Below are 14,231 nucleotides of genomic sequence, written 5' to 3' on the forward strand. Positions count from 1 at the left end.
ACGGTGGCGGTGGCGTCGTTCACAGCTCACGCTCGTAACTCGCCCAGGCGATGTGCGACTCGTGCAGGGTGACCGTGAGCCCCTTGATGCCCTTGGCGTTCTCGCCCAGCGCGCCCTTGTGGATGCGCTCGGCCAGCCGGTCGGCGACGATCTTGGCCAGGAACTCCGTGGAGGTGTTGGTCCCCGCGAAGTCGGGTTCGTTGTCGAGGTTGCGGTAGTTCAGCTCGCCGACGACGGCACCGAGTTCCTGCGTCGCGAGGCCGATGTCGACGACGAGGTTGTCCTCGTCCAACTGTTCGCGCCGGAACGTGGCGTCCACGAGGAACGTGGCCCCGTGCAGGCGCTGGGCCGGTCCGAAGACCTCGCCATGGAAGCTGTGGGCGATCATGATGTGATCGCGGACGGTGATGCTGAACAACGGACGACCCTCCAGGTGCGGCGCGTCTGCTCCCCGGCCGATCGCCGCCGGGGATGTCGTGTAGTACGGCCGTCCGCCGTGCGGCGTTCAGCCTCCGGTCCGTCTTTTCTCAGGTCAGACGGTGGCCCTTCGGTCAGGGCGTGACGTGGTCGTAGCGGACGAGGTGGCACAGGGCCGGGATCTCGCCGGAGGCGAGGCGGGGCATGACGCCGGGCAGCTCCTCGAACGCGGACTCGCCGGTGATCAGCGCGTCGAGCGCGGGGTCGGCCAGCAGGTCGAGGGCGAGGGTGAGCCGGTCGGCGTAGCTGCGGCCGGGGCGGGCCGGGGAGACCGTGCCGACCTGGCTGCTGCGGACGGTGAGCCGCCGGGAGTGGAAGGCCTCGCCCAGCGGGAGGCTCACCTTCCGGTCGCCGTACCAGCTCAGTTCGATCACCGTGCCCTCGGCGCCGAGCAGTTCGAGTGCCCGGGTGAGCCCCTGCTCGGTGGCGCTGGCGTGCACCACCAGGTCGCAGTCGCCCAGGGCGTCCTCGGGCCGTGCGAAGCCGACGCCGAGGGCCTCGGCGGTCTCGGCGCGCGCGGGGTCGGCGTCGACGAGCTGGACGCGCACGCCGGGGAAACGGGCCAGCAGCGCGGCCACCGAGCTGCCGACCATGCCGCCGCCGACGACGGCGATCCGGTCGCCGATCAGCGGCGCCGCGTCCCACAGGGCGTTGACGGCGGTCTCCACGGTGCCGGCCAGCACGGCCCGGCCGGCGGGCACCTGGTCGGGCACGGGGGTCACGGCGCTCGCCGGGACGACGTAGCGGGTCTGGTGCGGGTAGAGGCAGAAGACCGTGCGCCCGACGAGTGCCGCCGGCCCCTCCTCCACCACGCCCACGTTGAGGTAGCCGTACTTCACCGGCCCCGGGAAGTCGCCCTCCTGGAACGGCGCGCGCATCGCCGTGTGCTGGCTCTCGGGCACCCCGCCGCGGAAGACGAGGGTCTCCGTGCCGCGGCTCACCCCGGAGTACAGCGAGCGCACCAGTACCTCGTCCTCGCCGGGAGTGGGCAGGGCGGTCTCGCGGATCTCACCTCGGCCGGGCGAGGCGAGCCAGAAGGCACGCGCGGTGTGGTTCATCGAATTCCTCCTGAACGAACGGCAAGTTGCACCCGTACCGAGTGGTGCACAGGCCGCGCACAAGGTAGCGGCGTTGATCGACTCTGTCACACGGCCGGAGGGTGTTCGGTGGCCCTGAACAACAGTTACGACGCGAGGCTCCTGCAGCAGGAGACCGCCGTGGGGGCGGGCCTGCAGGTCCTGCTGCTGGCGCTTCTCGGTACGGCGATCGGCATGGGCCCGGCGGGCTGGCTGACCGGCCTCGCGTTCGCGATCGCCACCTGGGCGGTGCTCTCCCGGGCCCTGCACCGGTCCCGGCCGCGCTCGTTCGGCCCGGCCAACCGGGTGACGCTCGGCCGGGCGATCCTGGTGGGCGGGGTGACCGCGCTGGTCGCCGACTCCTTCCAGGACACTCCGCCCGTCTCCCTCTTCGTCGGCCTGACCGCCGTGGCCCTCGTCCTCGACGGGGTGGACGGCAAGGTGGCCCGCAGGACCGGCACGTCGACCGCGCTGGGCGCCCGTTTCGACATGGAGGTCGACGCGTTCCTCATCCTGGTGCTGAGCGTGTACGTGTCGATGGCGATGGGCCCCTGGGTGCTGCTGATCGGCGTCATGCGGTACGTCTTCGTCGCCGCGGCCCGGGTGTGGCCGTGGCTGAACGCCGCCCTCCCGCCGAGCACGGCCCGCAAGACGGTGGCCGCGCTGCAGGGCGTCCTCCTGCTGGTGGCGGCCGCGGACCTGCTGCCGCACCTGGTCAACGTCGGGGTGGTGGCGCTGGCCCTGGGCCTGCTGCTGTGGTCGTTCGGCCGCGACGTCCTGTGGCTGTGGCGCACCTCGCGGCTGCGGCCCGCCGCCCGCGCCGAACAGCCGGTACGCGAACTCGTCGCGGGGTGACACCTCCTCGACCCGTAAGCATGAGGTGGCGCCGACACGCCCCGAAGTGTTTGACACCACCCGAGCCCGCCCCTGAACCTACCGACATGACATTCGTTTTCAAGACGGTGGAGTGCCGATGAGGATCGCGTTCGTCGGCAAGGGCGGCAGCGGCAAGACGACGCTGTCCGCCCTCTTCTCCCGTCACCTGGCGAGCACCGGCGCCCCGGTCCTCGCCGTCGACGGCGACATCAACCAGCACCTGGCCGAGGCCCTCGCCCCCGCCGAGAACACCCCGGTGACGCCCCCTCCCCTGGGCCCGCGCCTGCACGACATCAAGACCTACCTGCGCGGCACCAACCCCCGCATCACCTCCACCGAGTCGATGATCAAGACGACCCCGCCCGGCCGCGGTTCACGCCTCCTGCGCCTGCTGGGCGACGACGAACTGCACGCGCGGCACGTCGTCCGGGCCGGCGGTGTCCCGCTGATGGCGACGGGTCAGTTCGACGACAGCGACCTGGGCGTGGCCTGCTACCACTCCAAGCTCGGCGCGGTGGAGCTGTACCTGGGCCACCTGGTCGACGGCCCCGGCGAATACGTGGTGGTCGACATGACCGCGGGCGCCGACGCCTTCGCCTCCGGCCTGTTCACCCGCTTCGACCTCACCTTCCTGGTCGCCGAACCCACCCGCAAGGGCGTCTCCGTCTACCGCCAGTACCGGGACCACGCCCGCGAGTTCGGCATCCGTATCGCGGTCGTCGGCAACAAGGTGACCTGCGAGGACGACCTCCTCTTCCTCAAGAACCAGGTGGGCGACGACCTCCTGACCCACCTCGTGCACTCGGACTGGGTCCGAGCCGCGGAACAGGGCAGAACCCCACCCCCGAGCCCCGCCACCCCGAACACCCCGGACGCCTCGGACCCCCTGAGCGCCCTGGAACCCCACAACCGCCACGCCCTGACCGTCCTGTGCAAGGCCGTCGACTCCCACCCCCGCGACTGGGACCGCCTCCACCGCCACGCCGTCGAGTTCCACCTCCGCAACGCCCACTCCTGGGCCGACGCCCGCACCGGCGAGAACCTGTCCTCCCAGATCGACCCGGACTTCACCCCCGGCCCGACGACCCTCCTGCCCTGCCCCTGACCCTGCGGTGGTCGCGTCAGCCGGACTGTGCCTGGGCGACGACGCTGGTGACGAACTGCTCCGCCCTCTCGCCCCGGGACCGGACCAACAGACGTAAGGACTGCGGTAGTTGGTGGGGTAGGTCGGTGGGGGCTGTCACCAGCCAGTGCGTGTGCAGCGTCTTTCCCGCCCGGAGAGCGGTGGGGCGGATCGTGTGCTGGGGAAGGGCTTTCCAGTTGTCGGGGACGAGCAGGTGCGGGCTGACGACTGTGGTGGCTATCGCCGTGACGGTGGTGGTGACCTTCACGGCCCTGCCCGGCTCCACGGGGACGAGGCCGTTCGACGGTGTCTCGACGGTGAGGGTGAGCCGGGGGTCTTCCGTCCGCCATGACTGCCAGGCGGCGACTCCCACGGCGCCGCCCGAGGTACGTGTGGCGGTGAGTCTGAGGGCGGTGGTGGTGACGGCCCTCTCCAGGAGGATCCGGTTGAGGGTTCCCGGCCGGGGGGCCTGCGGGGTGCGGAGTTGGCCGGGCAGGGGATGCCATCCGCCGTCCTGGCCGAGGTGGTGGAGTTCGTAGGAGTCGGGGGTGCGGACTCCGCCGCCGTCGTCGTAGAAGGAGATCCGCAGGTCCGACACGGGCGTGGGGACGCCGAAGTCCACGGCGAGCCAGTCGTCCGCGTGGGGACTGCCGTAGTTGGTCCACCGCGATGACGGTGTGTCGAGGTGAAGGTCCTGTCCGTCGATGGCCTTGGCCGGGCTGTCGAGGTGGAACGTGTACGAGGCACTCGCGAGGGGATGGCCCTTCTGCTCGACGTTGGCCAGGTCGTCGACCTCGCGGGGCAGGGTGTGCTGTCTGGCCCTGCCGATGGTGAGCGTCACCGGCTCCAGGTCGTCCTGCCGGTGGATGCGCCGGCCGTCCAGCCAGACGCTCAGGCCGGCTCCGTGTCCGTAGTGCCGGCCGCTGCGGTCGAAGAGCACGCTGAGGTTGTGGCCGTGGTAGGGGAGGTTCTCCACGGCGAAGTGATCCCATTCGCGCGGCACCAGCGGCGCGAGGGAAACAGTGGCGTCGGACTGGGAACGGATCCCGAACAGCCCCGACAGGACCAGGTCGTTGAAGGTGGAGTGGTTGTAGTCCTCACTGTGCCCTCGGCCGTCGTAGATCCAGCGGTCCTCGTCGGGGTGGTGCGCCTCGGCGACATACGGCTTGCCGTCCTTGCGATGGGTCAGGGCATAGGCGCGGAGCACGGCGTAGTAGTCGGCGCGGTCGACGTGGGACTGGGCGGGGTAGTCGATGAGGAGGTTGGCCAGGGCGGTGAGCGTCTGACTGGTGGCGAACGGCCAGCTCGGACCGTTCCAGCGGCAGCAGCCCTCGAGCGCCTGGTGCATGAACCACGGGCTGCGCCGCTCGACCGTGGTGGGACCGAAGGGCGCGGAGAACCCCTCGGGATCGCGCAGTTGGGCCCATGCTGCGGCGTTGTCCGCCGGAGCCATGTGGAAGTACCAGGGCAGGAAGCCGATCTGCTCGCGGTCGGCGAGCCTGCGCCGCTCGGGATTCCCGTCCCGCATGACGTGCTTGTAGAACTGGTGCTTTTCGTCCCACAGCCAGCGCTCCTGCTGCGCCCGCAGGGCACGGGCCCGCTCGTCGTAGCGGTCGGCCTTCGCCTCGTCGCCCCGGTGGCCGCGGCGCCGCAGGAGTGCGGCGATCGCCTTGGCGTCGCCGTACTGGTAGGCGTTGAGAGTGGGGCGGAACCCCTCACCACCGTGGTACGGGTCGTCGCTCTGGTAGGAGCTCGCGGTGTACTCCATCGCGTCCCACACCGGTGTCTGCCAGTAGAGGCCGACTTCGTCGTCGAACTGCGGGGCCCAGCGCCCCCATTGGCGTTCCAATTCGTCGAGCAGACCCAGGGCCTGCTCCCATCTGCCGTCGGTCGACGCCCGGGCCACCACGGCGTCCGCGATCCAGAAGGAGTACTGGTGCGCCCAGTCGGTGGTGTTCTTGTTGAGGAAGTCCGTGGCCGGTTTGGGTCCCGAGCCGCTGCCGCGCAGCCAGTAGCCGATGTAGTCGTCGAGGTAGCGGTGGTCGCGCAGCCAGCGTGCCTCGCGGATGTGGTGAGCGGCGGCGGCGTTGATCCCGCCGTGCGGCGCGGAGTAGCCGACCGGGCCCAGGAACTCCGAGAGGATCCAACCTTCCCTGGGCCCGGTGTACTTCAGGGCGTGCTTGATCACGCGCCACCGGTAGTAGTAGGTGTCCCGGATGGCGGCGTCGGGCAGGTCGACGAAGGGGATGTTCGCCTCGTACCACTCGGCCTCCGGCAGGTCCCCCAGCAGTGACCGGTGGTCCAGGAAGGCCGTTCCGGGACCCACCACCGGATACAGCGGAGACGCGCTCGCCCCCTTGCCGCCTGCGGGCGCCCCGCCCGCAGGACTGCCGACCGCACCCGCCGACGTGGCCGCGCCGGGCGGCACCGCACCGCTCAGGGCCACCGCGCCCAGGGCCGCTGCGCCGCTGTGAAGAAGCCGCCGACGATCGAGGGCCATGCGAGTGCTCCTCTGCGAGAACGAGTCGACAGGGCTGCCCGAGCGTCTGACGGACCGCGCCTGACAGCGTTGTCCGCCAGAGGTTCTCGGCTCAGACTGCCATGGGCGGGTCTACATCTGAAGAGTCCGTGCAACGTTGGAAAGAGGGAGACGCGAGGCGCGCATCACCACTCACCGCACGGATCGAGCAGTCGGGCATGCGGCCGGGCCGCATCGGCGCGGGCCACGTCATGCGTCAGGGGAAGCGGGCGGTGCCGGGGAGACCGCCCGGTCGGCCGGGTTCGGCCGGGTTCGGTCGTTGCCTCGGTTCCGTGGGCCTCGGCGATGGAGCGGACGATGGCGAGACCGAGTCCGCGGCCGGTGGTGCCGACACGGTCCTGGGTACGGCGGCGGAAGGGCCCGAAGAGGTCCGGTATCCGGTCGGCGGACACGGTGGGCCCGGTGTTGGCCACGGTCAGCGTGTGACCTTCGAGCCGTACACGGCCCGGCCGCCGGGGTGGTTGTACTGAAACACCCGGCCGGTGAAAGCCGGTCATCCCGATGGCTGTCGATCAGGGTCGGAGTGGTGTCGGCGGCACCTTGCGGCGGCGGTCGGCACCCCACAGGGCGCGGGTTCGGGGCGGCCGCTCGAACGGCTGCCCCGAACCCGCGGGCCGGTCAGTTGACGGCCAGGACCGCCGTGTTGTTCGCGAGGTCCGGGTCGAAGGCGAAGGGGTACTCGCCGAACTCGCCGTACGAAGGGTGGATGCTCACGGCACCGGTCGCGCCGGGCACCACGGTGTCGATGTGCACGGAGAACGCGAACGTGTGCCGGGTGTCCTCCAGCACCCAGTACCGCAGGTTGCAGTCGTAGCGCGGGGCGCCCGTACGCTTCGGGTAGTAGCCGCCGTCGAGGGTGCGGGGGGAGCAGCCGGACGGCACGCCGGTGACCTCGGTGCCCTCGGGCACGACCAGCCGGACCTTGGCGACCGGGTCGCCGGAGCCGAGGTTGCCGAGCCAGGCCGGGCCGTTGTTCTTGAACGTGAGCTCGGCCGTGACCGTCTCGCCCGCCGTGCTGGAGACTGTGTCACCGGTCACGGAGAAGTCCGCGGTGTTTTCCGCGCCGATCTGGAGGATCGTGTAGTCGTTCTCGGAGTCGATGTCCTGGGCACCGTCGCCCGGCTCGACGTCGATGTCGAGCCGCTCGTTCAGCGCGTGCGGGGCGAGTCGCACCGTCAGCGGTTCGGGCAGTTCGAAGGAGTCGCCCGGCGCCAGCACCTGGTCGAACGTGCAGACTGCCCTGTTCGACGGTGCGTAGTCGTTGCCGTCCGTCGTGGTGTAGGTGCAGGCGTCGTACCGGGTCAGATCCGTCAGGCCGTACGAGGCGTGCAGCTTGACGGTGAACCCGTTCGCGCTCTCGTTGCCGTTGTTGGTGATCCTGAACGGGATCGTCCGCTCGTCGCCGGGCCGGCCGGCCTCGATGTCGGCGACGGGGTCGATGGCGAGGTCGGGCCCGGCGCCGACGGTGAGCGTGGTGTCGAAGCTCTCGTGCGGCGCGGTGAGCGTGCCGTCGGGGCCGCCGGTGGCCGTCGCCTCGTAGGTGATCCTGCCCTGTGCGCCGACTTCGGCGCCGTCGGCCGCGCGCACCGTCAGCAACACCTGGTGCTTGTAGTCGCTCCCGATCGTGGGCACCACGGGAACGTCGCACACCGCACTCGTGCCGCTCGGCGTGCAGGTGTCGGGCCAGGTCACCTCGGCGACCCCGGTGAGGTCGGAGACGTCGACGGTGAGCCTGCCGTCGGTCACCGTGAAGTTCTCGTTGTCGTGGGAGAGGCCGACGCGGAGAGTGCGGGACTGCGGCTGGCCGCCGTCGGTGCCGAGCGGCAGCGTCTGCTCGTACGGCTTGTTGATCCACAACTGGTCGGTCTGCGGCGGGTCGTCGTCGGCGAACGCGGGCGCGGCGAGGCCGGCGGTCAGCAGGCCGGCCGCCGCCACCACGGCGGCGCCGGATCTGAGCCGTACCGGGCGTCCAGCGGAGAACAACAGTCTCATTGCTACCCCCCAAGGGTGTGGTAACGCGACTGACGCGCCGGCAGCCCCGGCGCACCGGCAAGATCATCACATGGCAGGGCAGTCCGCCGCGCCCCGGTTTCCGACCCTGTCGGAGAACACCCTTATGTCGGCCAACTCCTGGCCGCCGAGAAGGACTTCGACAACCTGGAGGGGTGGACCCTCCACCGGCTCAGCCCACCCTCTTCCACTCCTGGCACCGGTTGGTCTTGAAGTACTCGCCGGTGTTGAGGGTCACCCGGCCCAGGCCGTTCAGGTTGTTGTTGGCGATGATGGAGCCGAACTCGCCGCTGGCGTCCTTGGCCCGTTCCCAGTAGCAGCCGAAGTCGCCGTCGGCCCCGGCCGTCTTGTACGTGCCGGCCTTGATGTCCTCGCCGACGACGTACTCGCCCTCTCCCGAGAAGCTGGTCGCCGGGCCCGGCGCCTTGGTCTTCTTCGGCTTGGCGGTGACCGTCTTGGTCTCGGTGACGGTGGGGGCGGGGGCGGGCTTGGCGTCACCGCCGCCGTTGGCCTTGGCGGTTTCGGTGACGGTGACCGTCGGCCTCGGCTCCGACTTGGTGTCGGCGGCTGTCGTGTCCGCTGCCGCCGTGCCGTCGCCGCTGCTTCCGATGCCGACCCCGATGAACAGGGAGACGAAGGCGACCGCCCCGTACTTCAGCCACCGGCCGCGCTGCTTCGGGGGCCGCGCCGGGCCGGTGGGGGTGCCGAGGCCAAAGGGGCCCTGGGTGCCGGGCCCGGGCTGCGGAGAGGGGGAGTGGAAAGGCTGCTGGAAGGACATGGTCATGCTCCGTTTCCGTGTGATGCGTGCGTGGGATCACGATGCGTGCGTGGGATCGCGATGCGCGCATGCGTGTGATGCGTGCGTGGGATCGCGATGCGGGATGAGGTGGAGTCGAGAGGCGCGTGGGCGTGGTGCCCGGGTTCAGCGGCCCCGGATCTTGCGGCCCGCCTCGGTCGCCGGGTAGAGGATCGCGTCGGCGACCCGGCCGCCCGAGTCCTTCACCCCGCCGCTGAAGTTGAGGCGTCCCGAGGTGCCGGTCTTGGCGGCGATGCCGTCCCAGTACTTCGCCTCGCGCTCCCAGTGGACGTCGTCGAGGAGGCGGATCAGGTCCTCCACGCGGAACGCGGAGGCCGATTCGGTCCACGGCATCGTGTGGTGGACGGCGATCCCCAGCCCGGCGAGGACGGCGGGTGCCGTGAGGGCGCTGCGGTCGGTCAGGTGCTGCGCGTAGCGGTCGATCAGCCGGCCGAGCACCGGGACGACGGCGGCCTCCACCTGCACGGACCGGCTGCCGCCCGGCAGTTCGTCCTCGTGCACCGACTCGGCGGACCGCTGGAGTCCGGCGCGTCCGTAGAGCGTGGCGACGACGAGGGCGCGCAGTGCGGAGAGCGTGACGACCTCGCGGTCGCCGGCCGACACCTGCCGCTTGGTGGCGTTGACGAGCCGCGCGAACGGTACCCGCTGCCCGTCCACGTCGACGCGTACGGAGTCGGCGACGAGGTGGGCGAGCCGGGTGCCGAAGTCGCGCTGGTCCATGGACATCGCCAGGTTCTTGGCGACGGCGACGCCCTGCACGTTGCGGTCGTAGAAGATCTGCCGCGCGTCGGCCGGGGCGAGGTCGATGTACATCTCGAACGGCAGGCGCACCTGGGCGAGTTCGGGGTACGTCAGGCCGTACGCCTCGGGGTCGTCGTAGAGGTCGTGCCAGGCGGTGGTCTGGGTCTCGCCGTCGATGGCGACGACCATCGTGCCGGGTGCGACGGTGAGGGTGCGCAGGCCGCTGCCGGGGACGAGTTCGTCGCTGAGCGCGGCGAGCGGTCCGGCGTGCCAGAGCGTGACCGGCGGGGTGGACCAGGCGGCGCCGAGTTCGCCCTTGAGGCCGGCGGCGATGTACTCGGCGTACGGCGTGACGTTCTTGCCCTTCTGCGAGGACTTCAGCGTGCGCTGCACGGTGGCCCGCAGTTCGGCGTGCCGGCGCACCAGGCCGGAGGCGGCCTTCAGCCTCCTGGGGTCCTCCTCGGCGCGCGGTGACGGTACGAGCTGGACGAGCGCGGGCACGGACATCGTCCCGACGACGGCGTCGTCGCGGAACGGCATCACGGTGAGCTGGGTTCCTTCGACGACACCTGTCGGCATGGTCAGGCGCATGGTGACTCCCCCGGAGTTTCGGACAGGCGTGGGACGCGAGAGATCACGCAGGAAGCACGGACCGTGCGGCCGGGCTGCACGGCAGCACTCCCTGCGGAAGCGTCACCAGAGAAGCAGAGCCGGGAAAGCATTGTCAAACATCACACCTGACTTGACGGGTGCTGTAGGTTGTTGACGTCCGCTACGAGAGGTCCAGGTCTTCCGTCATGCCCCAGCAGCCGTCCGCGCAGGTGACCGCCGCCGAGATCTCCCGCATCGCCGGGGTCACGCGCGCCACCGTCAGCAACTGGCGTCGCCGGTACGACGACTTCCCCGACCCGTCCGGCGGCACGGAGAGCAGCCCCCTGTACGACCTGGAGACGGTCAGGGCCTGGCTCGCCTCGCGCGGCCACGCCTCGGCGGCCAGCCCGGCCGAGGAACTGCGCACGACCCTCCGCCTCAACCCCCCGAGCACGGACGGCGACGACGGCGGCACGGCGGACCTGCTGCTCCTCGTCCTGGCGGCGGCCCGCCGCACCCCGGAGCAGCTCACGGCCGCGGCACAGCTCCCGGACGAGGAACTCGCCCTGCGCGCCGAGCGCGACGCGGCGGGCGTCGCCGACGCCGTACCGAGCGCGGGCGCCGTGCGCTTCGCCGGCACCGACGCCGCCGTGCTCCGCGCGCTGTACGTGTGCGTACGGGACGAGGGCGGCCCGGCCACGCTGGGCGTGCTCGCGGAACGGGAGCTGGAGGAGAGCGCGGCGAGCGGCGCGTACGGCACGCCGGCCCCGCTCGCCGACCTCCTCGCGCGCCTCGTCCCCGGCACCCCGGTCCGCGTCCTCGACCCGGCCTGCGGCAGCGGCACCCTGCTGGAGGCCGCCGCCCGCCGGGGCGCGACCGAGCTGTACGGCCAGGACGTGCTCCCCGTGCAGGCGCGGCGCAGCGCGGTGGGCCTGATGCTCGCGGCGCCCGAGGCCACGGTCACCGTGCGCGCCGCCGACAGCCTGCGCGCGGACGCCTTCCCCGGCCTGGACGCCGACGCGGTGCTGTGCACCCCGCCGTTCGGCGTCCGGGACTGGGGGCACGACGAGCTGGCGTACGACCCGCGCTGGGCGTACGGCGTACCGGCCCGCGCCGAGTCGGAACTGGCCTGGGTGCAGCACGCCCTCGCCCACCTGACCCCCGGCGGCCACGCGGTCCTGGTCCTGCCGCCCGCGACGGCCGGCCGCGCCTCGGGCCGCCGGGTACGGGCCGAACTGGTCCGCAGCGGCGCCCTGCGCGCGGTGCTGGCGCTGCCGGTCGGCGCGTCGGTGCCGTTCCACGTGGGCCTGCAGATCTGGGTCCTGCGACGGCCCGAACCGGGCGGCGCGGCGGGCAAGTCGGTGCTCTTCGTCGACACGGCAGAGACCGCGGCCGGTGCGAAGACGGATGCCCGGACGGGCCCGCGCACCCGCGGCGGCAGCCGGTCCGCCTCGCTGGACTGGGAGCGGATCACCGCACAGGCGCTGGACGCCTGGCACGCCTTCACCCGGGACCCGGACGCCTTCGAGGGCGAGCCCGGCGTCGCCCGCGCGGTCGATGTCGTCGACCTGCTGGACGAGACCGTGGACCTGACGCCGACCCGTCTCGTCCGCGCCTCACGCACCGACGTGGACCCGGCGAAGCTGGCGGCGGAGGCCGACGCGACGCGCCGGAATCTGTTCGAGGCCGCCAAGTCCCTCGTCCGGGCCGCCGGTTACGACGGCTGGGACCCGGCGGGCGACTCGGCCCGGCAGTGGCGTACGGCGACCGCGTCCGACCTGGCGCGCGGCGGCGCGCTCACGGTGCTGCGGACCCTGCCGGAGGGGGCCCGGAGCCGCGCGGAAGAAGGAGCCGGCACCGCGGAGCAGCCGAGCGTCCGCGCGGTCCTCACCGGATCGGACATCTCACGCGGCTCGGGCCCCACGGGCGACCCGGCGGAGCTGCGCAGCGGCGCGGCGCCCGTGATCGCCGTCGGGGACGTCCTCGTACGGGCGGTCGCGAGCAAGGACGGCCCGATGTCCCGGGTCGCGGGCGACGCGGAGGCGGGCGCACTGCTCGGCCCCCACGTCCACCTCTTCCGGCCGGACCCGGCCCGCCTGGACGCCTGGTTCCTGGCCGGGTTCCTCGGCGCCGAGGACAACATCGCGGGCGCGTCCACCGGCAGCACGGTGCTGCAGGTCAGCCCCGGCCGGCTGCGCGTACCGCTGCTGCCGCTGGAGGAGCAACGGCGGTACGGGGAGGCGTTCCGCCGCGTCCACGAACTGCGGGCGGAGGCGCAGCGGGCGACCCGGCTGGCGGAGGAGACGGCACGGCTGCTGGCGGGCGGGCTCACGGGCGGGCAGTTGCTGCCGTCGGGGCAGGCGTCCTCCCGTGCACCACGGGGCAATCCGCCCCATTGACGGACATTCGATGACCATCACCGCATTCATGCACCGGTCACGAGTCTTCACGAGCTCCTCACCTCAAGGCGTTGATATCCCCATCCTGCAATCGGTGTCCCTGGTCCCGGCCCCATCCACTACCGTGTCTTCAGGCGCGCATCGCGGCTGATCAGACGCCCGCCATGACCGAATGTCGAGGACGCACGTGCAGATCACGCCTCTGAACCCCGAGGACCCGCCCTCACTGGGCGACTTCGAGCTCCTCGGCCGGATCGGCCAGGGAGGCATGGGCCAGGTCTTCCTGGGTGAGTCGCCCGGTGGTGAGCCCGCCGCGGTGAAGGTGATCAAGCCGTCGGTCGTGGACTCCGTGTCCCGGCTGCGGTTCGCGCAGGAGATCGAGGTGCTCAAGACCATCTGGGGTGCGCGCCTCGCGGCGTTCCTGGGCGCCGACGCGGAAGCGGAACAACCATGGCTGGCCACCGAGTACGTGGACGGCCCGGACCTCGCCCGGCACCTGAGGACGCACGGACCGCTGCCGTCCGTCCTCACCGCCGCGCTCGGCGCGATCCTCGCCGAGGCGCTGTCGGCCGTGCACACGCAGGGCCTGCTCCACCGCGACCTCAAGCCGGCCAACGTCCTGCTCGGACCGAACGGCCCGAAGATCATCGACTTCGGCCTGGCGGCCTTCACCGAGGCGAGCAGTTCCCTCACCGCCCCCCACCAGGTCGTCGGCACCCCGGTCTGCATGGCTCCCGAGCAGGCCGCCGGGGTGAAGCCGCTGACGGCGGCCGTGGACGTGTACGCGCTGGGCGCGCTGCTGCTCTTCGCCGCGACGGGCCACTATCCGCACGAGGCGGCGACCCCGTACATGGTGTTCCACCTCGTCACCGACCCCGACACGGCACCGGACCTGTCCGGTGCGCCCGACGCCCTGGTGCCGCTCCTGACGGGCATGCTCGCCCAGAACGCCGGGGACCGGCCGTCGCTGACCGAGGTGGTGCAGCAGTGCCGCTCGGTGATCGAGGCCCAGGGCATGAAGATCGCCCAGGCGCGCCGCAGACTCACCGCGCACACCGCGGGGCAACGGCACAAGGCGGCCTCCGCCGACGCCTCCACCCTCTCCGCCTGGCCCGCCCCCGTGAGCGACGCCCCGGGCACGGAGGTCACCCCGGCCGACCTGGACACGCCTGCCCCGTTCGATGCGCCGGAGCCCTCCCCCACCGTGCTCGACGCCCCCGGCCCCGCCGACCCGACGGTTCAGGACTCCCCCGGCCCCGTGCCTCCCGCCCCTCCCGCCCAGCGGGATCCCTCCGGCGGCTCCCGTCGTGAGCAGCCGGCACCGGACCGCCGCCCGCCCACGGCGCCCAGGCGGCCCAAGGAGGCGACGCACACGCTGCGGCATTCCGTGCAGGCCCGCAAGACAGCAGCGCGCCTCCGTGCCGCGTACGCGGCGAAGGCTCCGTTCTGAGCCCCGCGCCCGCCCGTCGCACCGAGCCCCACCGCCCCTCCCCTCCCCCGACCCCGCGTCCCGCCGGTCCGACGGTGGCCCCACCGGCCGCCCTCCACCCGTCGCCCGCCACGGGACGCACCCAGCCCACCG

11 protein-coding genes are annotated in these 14,231 nt (G+C 72.1%); 4 read left to right on the top strand and 7 right to left on the bottom strand.

Annotated elements, in window-relative coordinates; translation table 11 throughout:
- Positions 1–19: 19 nt before the first annotated feature.
- Together ACTWJ9_RS02610 and ACTWJ9_RS02615 are read right to left on the bottom strand one after the other, a co-directional pair.
- Positions 20–418, bottom strand: coding sequence for a 6-pyruvoyl trahydropterin synthase family protein (locus ACTWJ9_RS02610; RefSeq protein ID WP_388705578.1), 399 nt, complete (start codon positions 416–418; stop codon positions 20–22).
- 133 nt (positions 419–551) lie between these two features.
- Positions 552–1,535, bottom strand: a complete 984-nt coding sequence (locus tag ACTWJ9_RS02615; protein ID WP_388705581.1) for a zinc-dependent alcohol dehydrogenase — start codon at positions 1,533–1,535, stop codon at positions 552–554.
- Positions 1,536–1,643: 108 nt separating this feature from the next.
- Here ACTWJ9_RS02615 and ACTWJ9_RS02620 point away from each other — a divergent pair, with 108 nt between their 5' ends.
- Together ACTWJ9_RS02620 and ACTWJ9_RS02625 are read left to right on the top strand one after the other, a co-directional pair.
- Positions 1,644–2,408, top strand: a complete 765-nt coding sequence (locus ACTWJ9_RS02620) for a CDP-alcohol phosphatidyltransferase family protein (protein WP_279332416.1) — start codon at positions 1,644–1,646, stop codon at positions 2,406–2,408.
- A gap of 118 nt (positions 2,409–2,526) precedes the next feature.
- Positions 2,527–3,534 (top strand): nucleotide-binding protein, encoded by a 1,008-nt coding sequence (locus ACTWJ9_RS02625; RefSeq protein ID WP_443295105.1) that lies wholly within the window; start codon positions 2,527–2,529, stop codon positions 3,532–3,534.
- Positions 3,535–3,550: 16 nt separating this feature from the next.
- On the opposite strand, the gene ACTWJ9_RS02630 is transcribed toward ACTWJ9_RS02625, so the two are convergent.
- The 5 genes from ACTWJ9_RS02630 to ACTWJ9_RS02650 form a co-directional block, all read right to left on the bottom strand.
- The gene (locus tag ACTWJ9_RS02630) at positions 3,551–6,052 is read right to left on the bottom strand and encodes an MGH1-like glycoside hydrolase domain-containing protein (RefSeq protein ID WP_443295106.1); all 2,502 of its coding nucleotides are present in this window, start codon (positions 6,050–6,052) and stop codon (positions 3,551–3,553) included.
- A gap of 164 nt (positions 6,053–6,216) precedes the next feature.
- Positions 6,217–6,504: an ATP-binding protein gene (locus tag ACTWJ9_RS02635; protein WP_387035250.1), complete on the bottom strand. Its 288-nt coding sequence runs from the start codon at positions 6,502–6,504 to the stop codon at positions 6,217–6,219.
- A 205-nt stretch (positions 6,505–6,709) separates the two neighbouring features.
- Positions 6,710–8,083 (bottom strand): hypothetical protein, encoded by a 1,374-nt coding sequence (locus tag ACTWJ9_RS02640; RefSeq protein ID WP_443295107.1) that lies wholly within the window; start codon positions 8,081–8,083, stop codon positions 6,710–6,712.
- Between the two features lie 190 nt (positions 8,084–8,273).
- Positions 8,274–8,885 carry a hypothetical protein gene (locus ACTWJ9_RS02645; RefSeq protein ID WP_443295108.1) on the bottom strand — a complete coding sequence of 204 codons (612 nt, stop codon included), beginning with the start codon at positions 8,883–8,885 and terminating at the stop codon, positions 8,274–8,276.
- Positions 8,886–9,023: 138 nt separating this feature from the next.
- Positions 9,024–10,250, bottom strand: coding sequence for a DNA sulfur modification protein DndB (locus ACTWJ9_RS02650; RefSeq protein WP_443295109.1), 1,227 nt, complete (start codon positions 10,248–10,250; stop codon positions 9,024–9,026).
- A 206-nt stretch (positions 10,251–10,456) separates the two neighbouring features.
- Between ACTWJ9_RS02650 and ACTWJ9_RS02655 the strand changes: the two genes are divergently transcribed.
- Positions 10,457–12,649 (top strand): N-6 DNA methylase, encoded by a 2,193-nt coding sequence (locus ACTWJ9_RS02655; protein ID WP_443295110.1) that lies wholly within the window; start codon positions 10,457–10,459, stop codon positions 12,647–12,649.
- A gap of 187 nt (positions 12,650–12,836) precedes the next feature.
- Positions 12,837–14,099: a serine/threonine-protein kinase gene (locus ACTWJ9_RS02660; RefSeq protein ID WP_443295111.1), complete on the top strand. Its 1,263-nt coding sequence runs from the start codon at positions 12,837–12,839 to the stop codon at positions 14,097–14,099.
- Positions 14,100–14,231 lie beyond the last annotated feature (132 nt).

The organism is Streptomyces sp. GDS52 (genome assembly GCF_052246875.1).
Classification (GTDB): Bacteria; Actinomycetota; Actinomycetes; order Streptomycetales; family Streptomycetaceae; genus Streptomyces; species Streptomyces cathayae.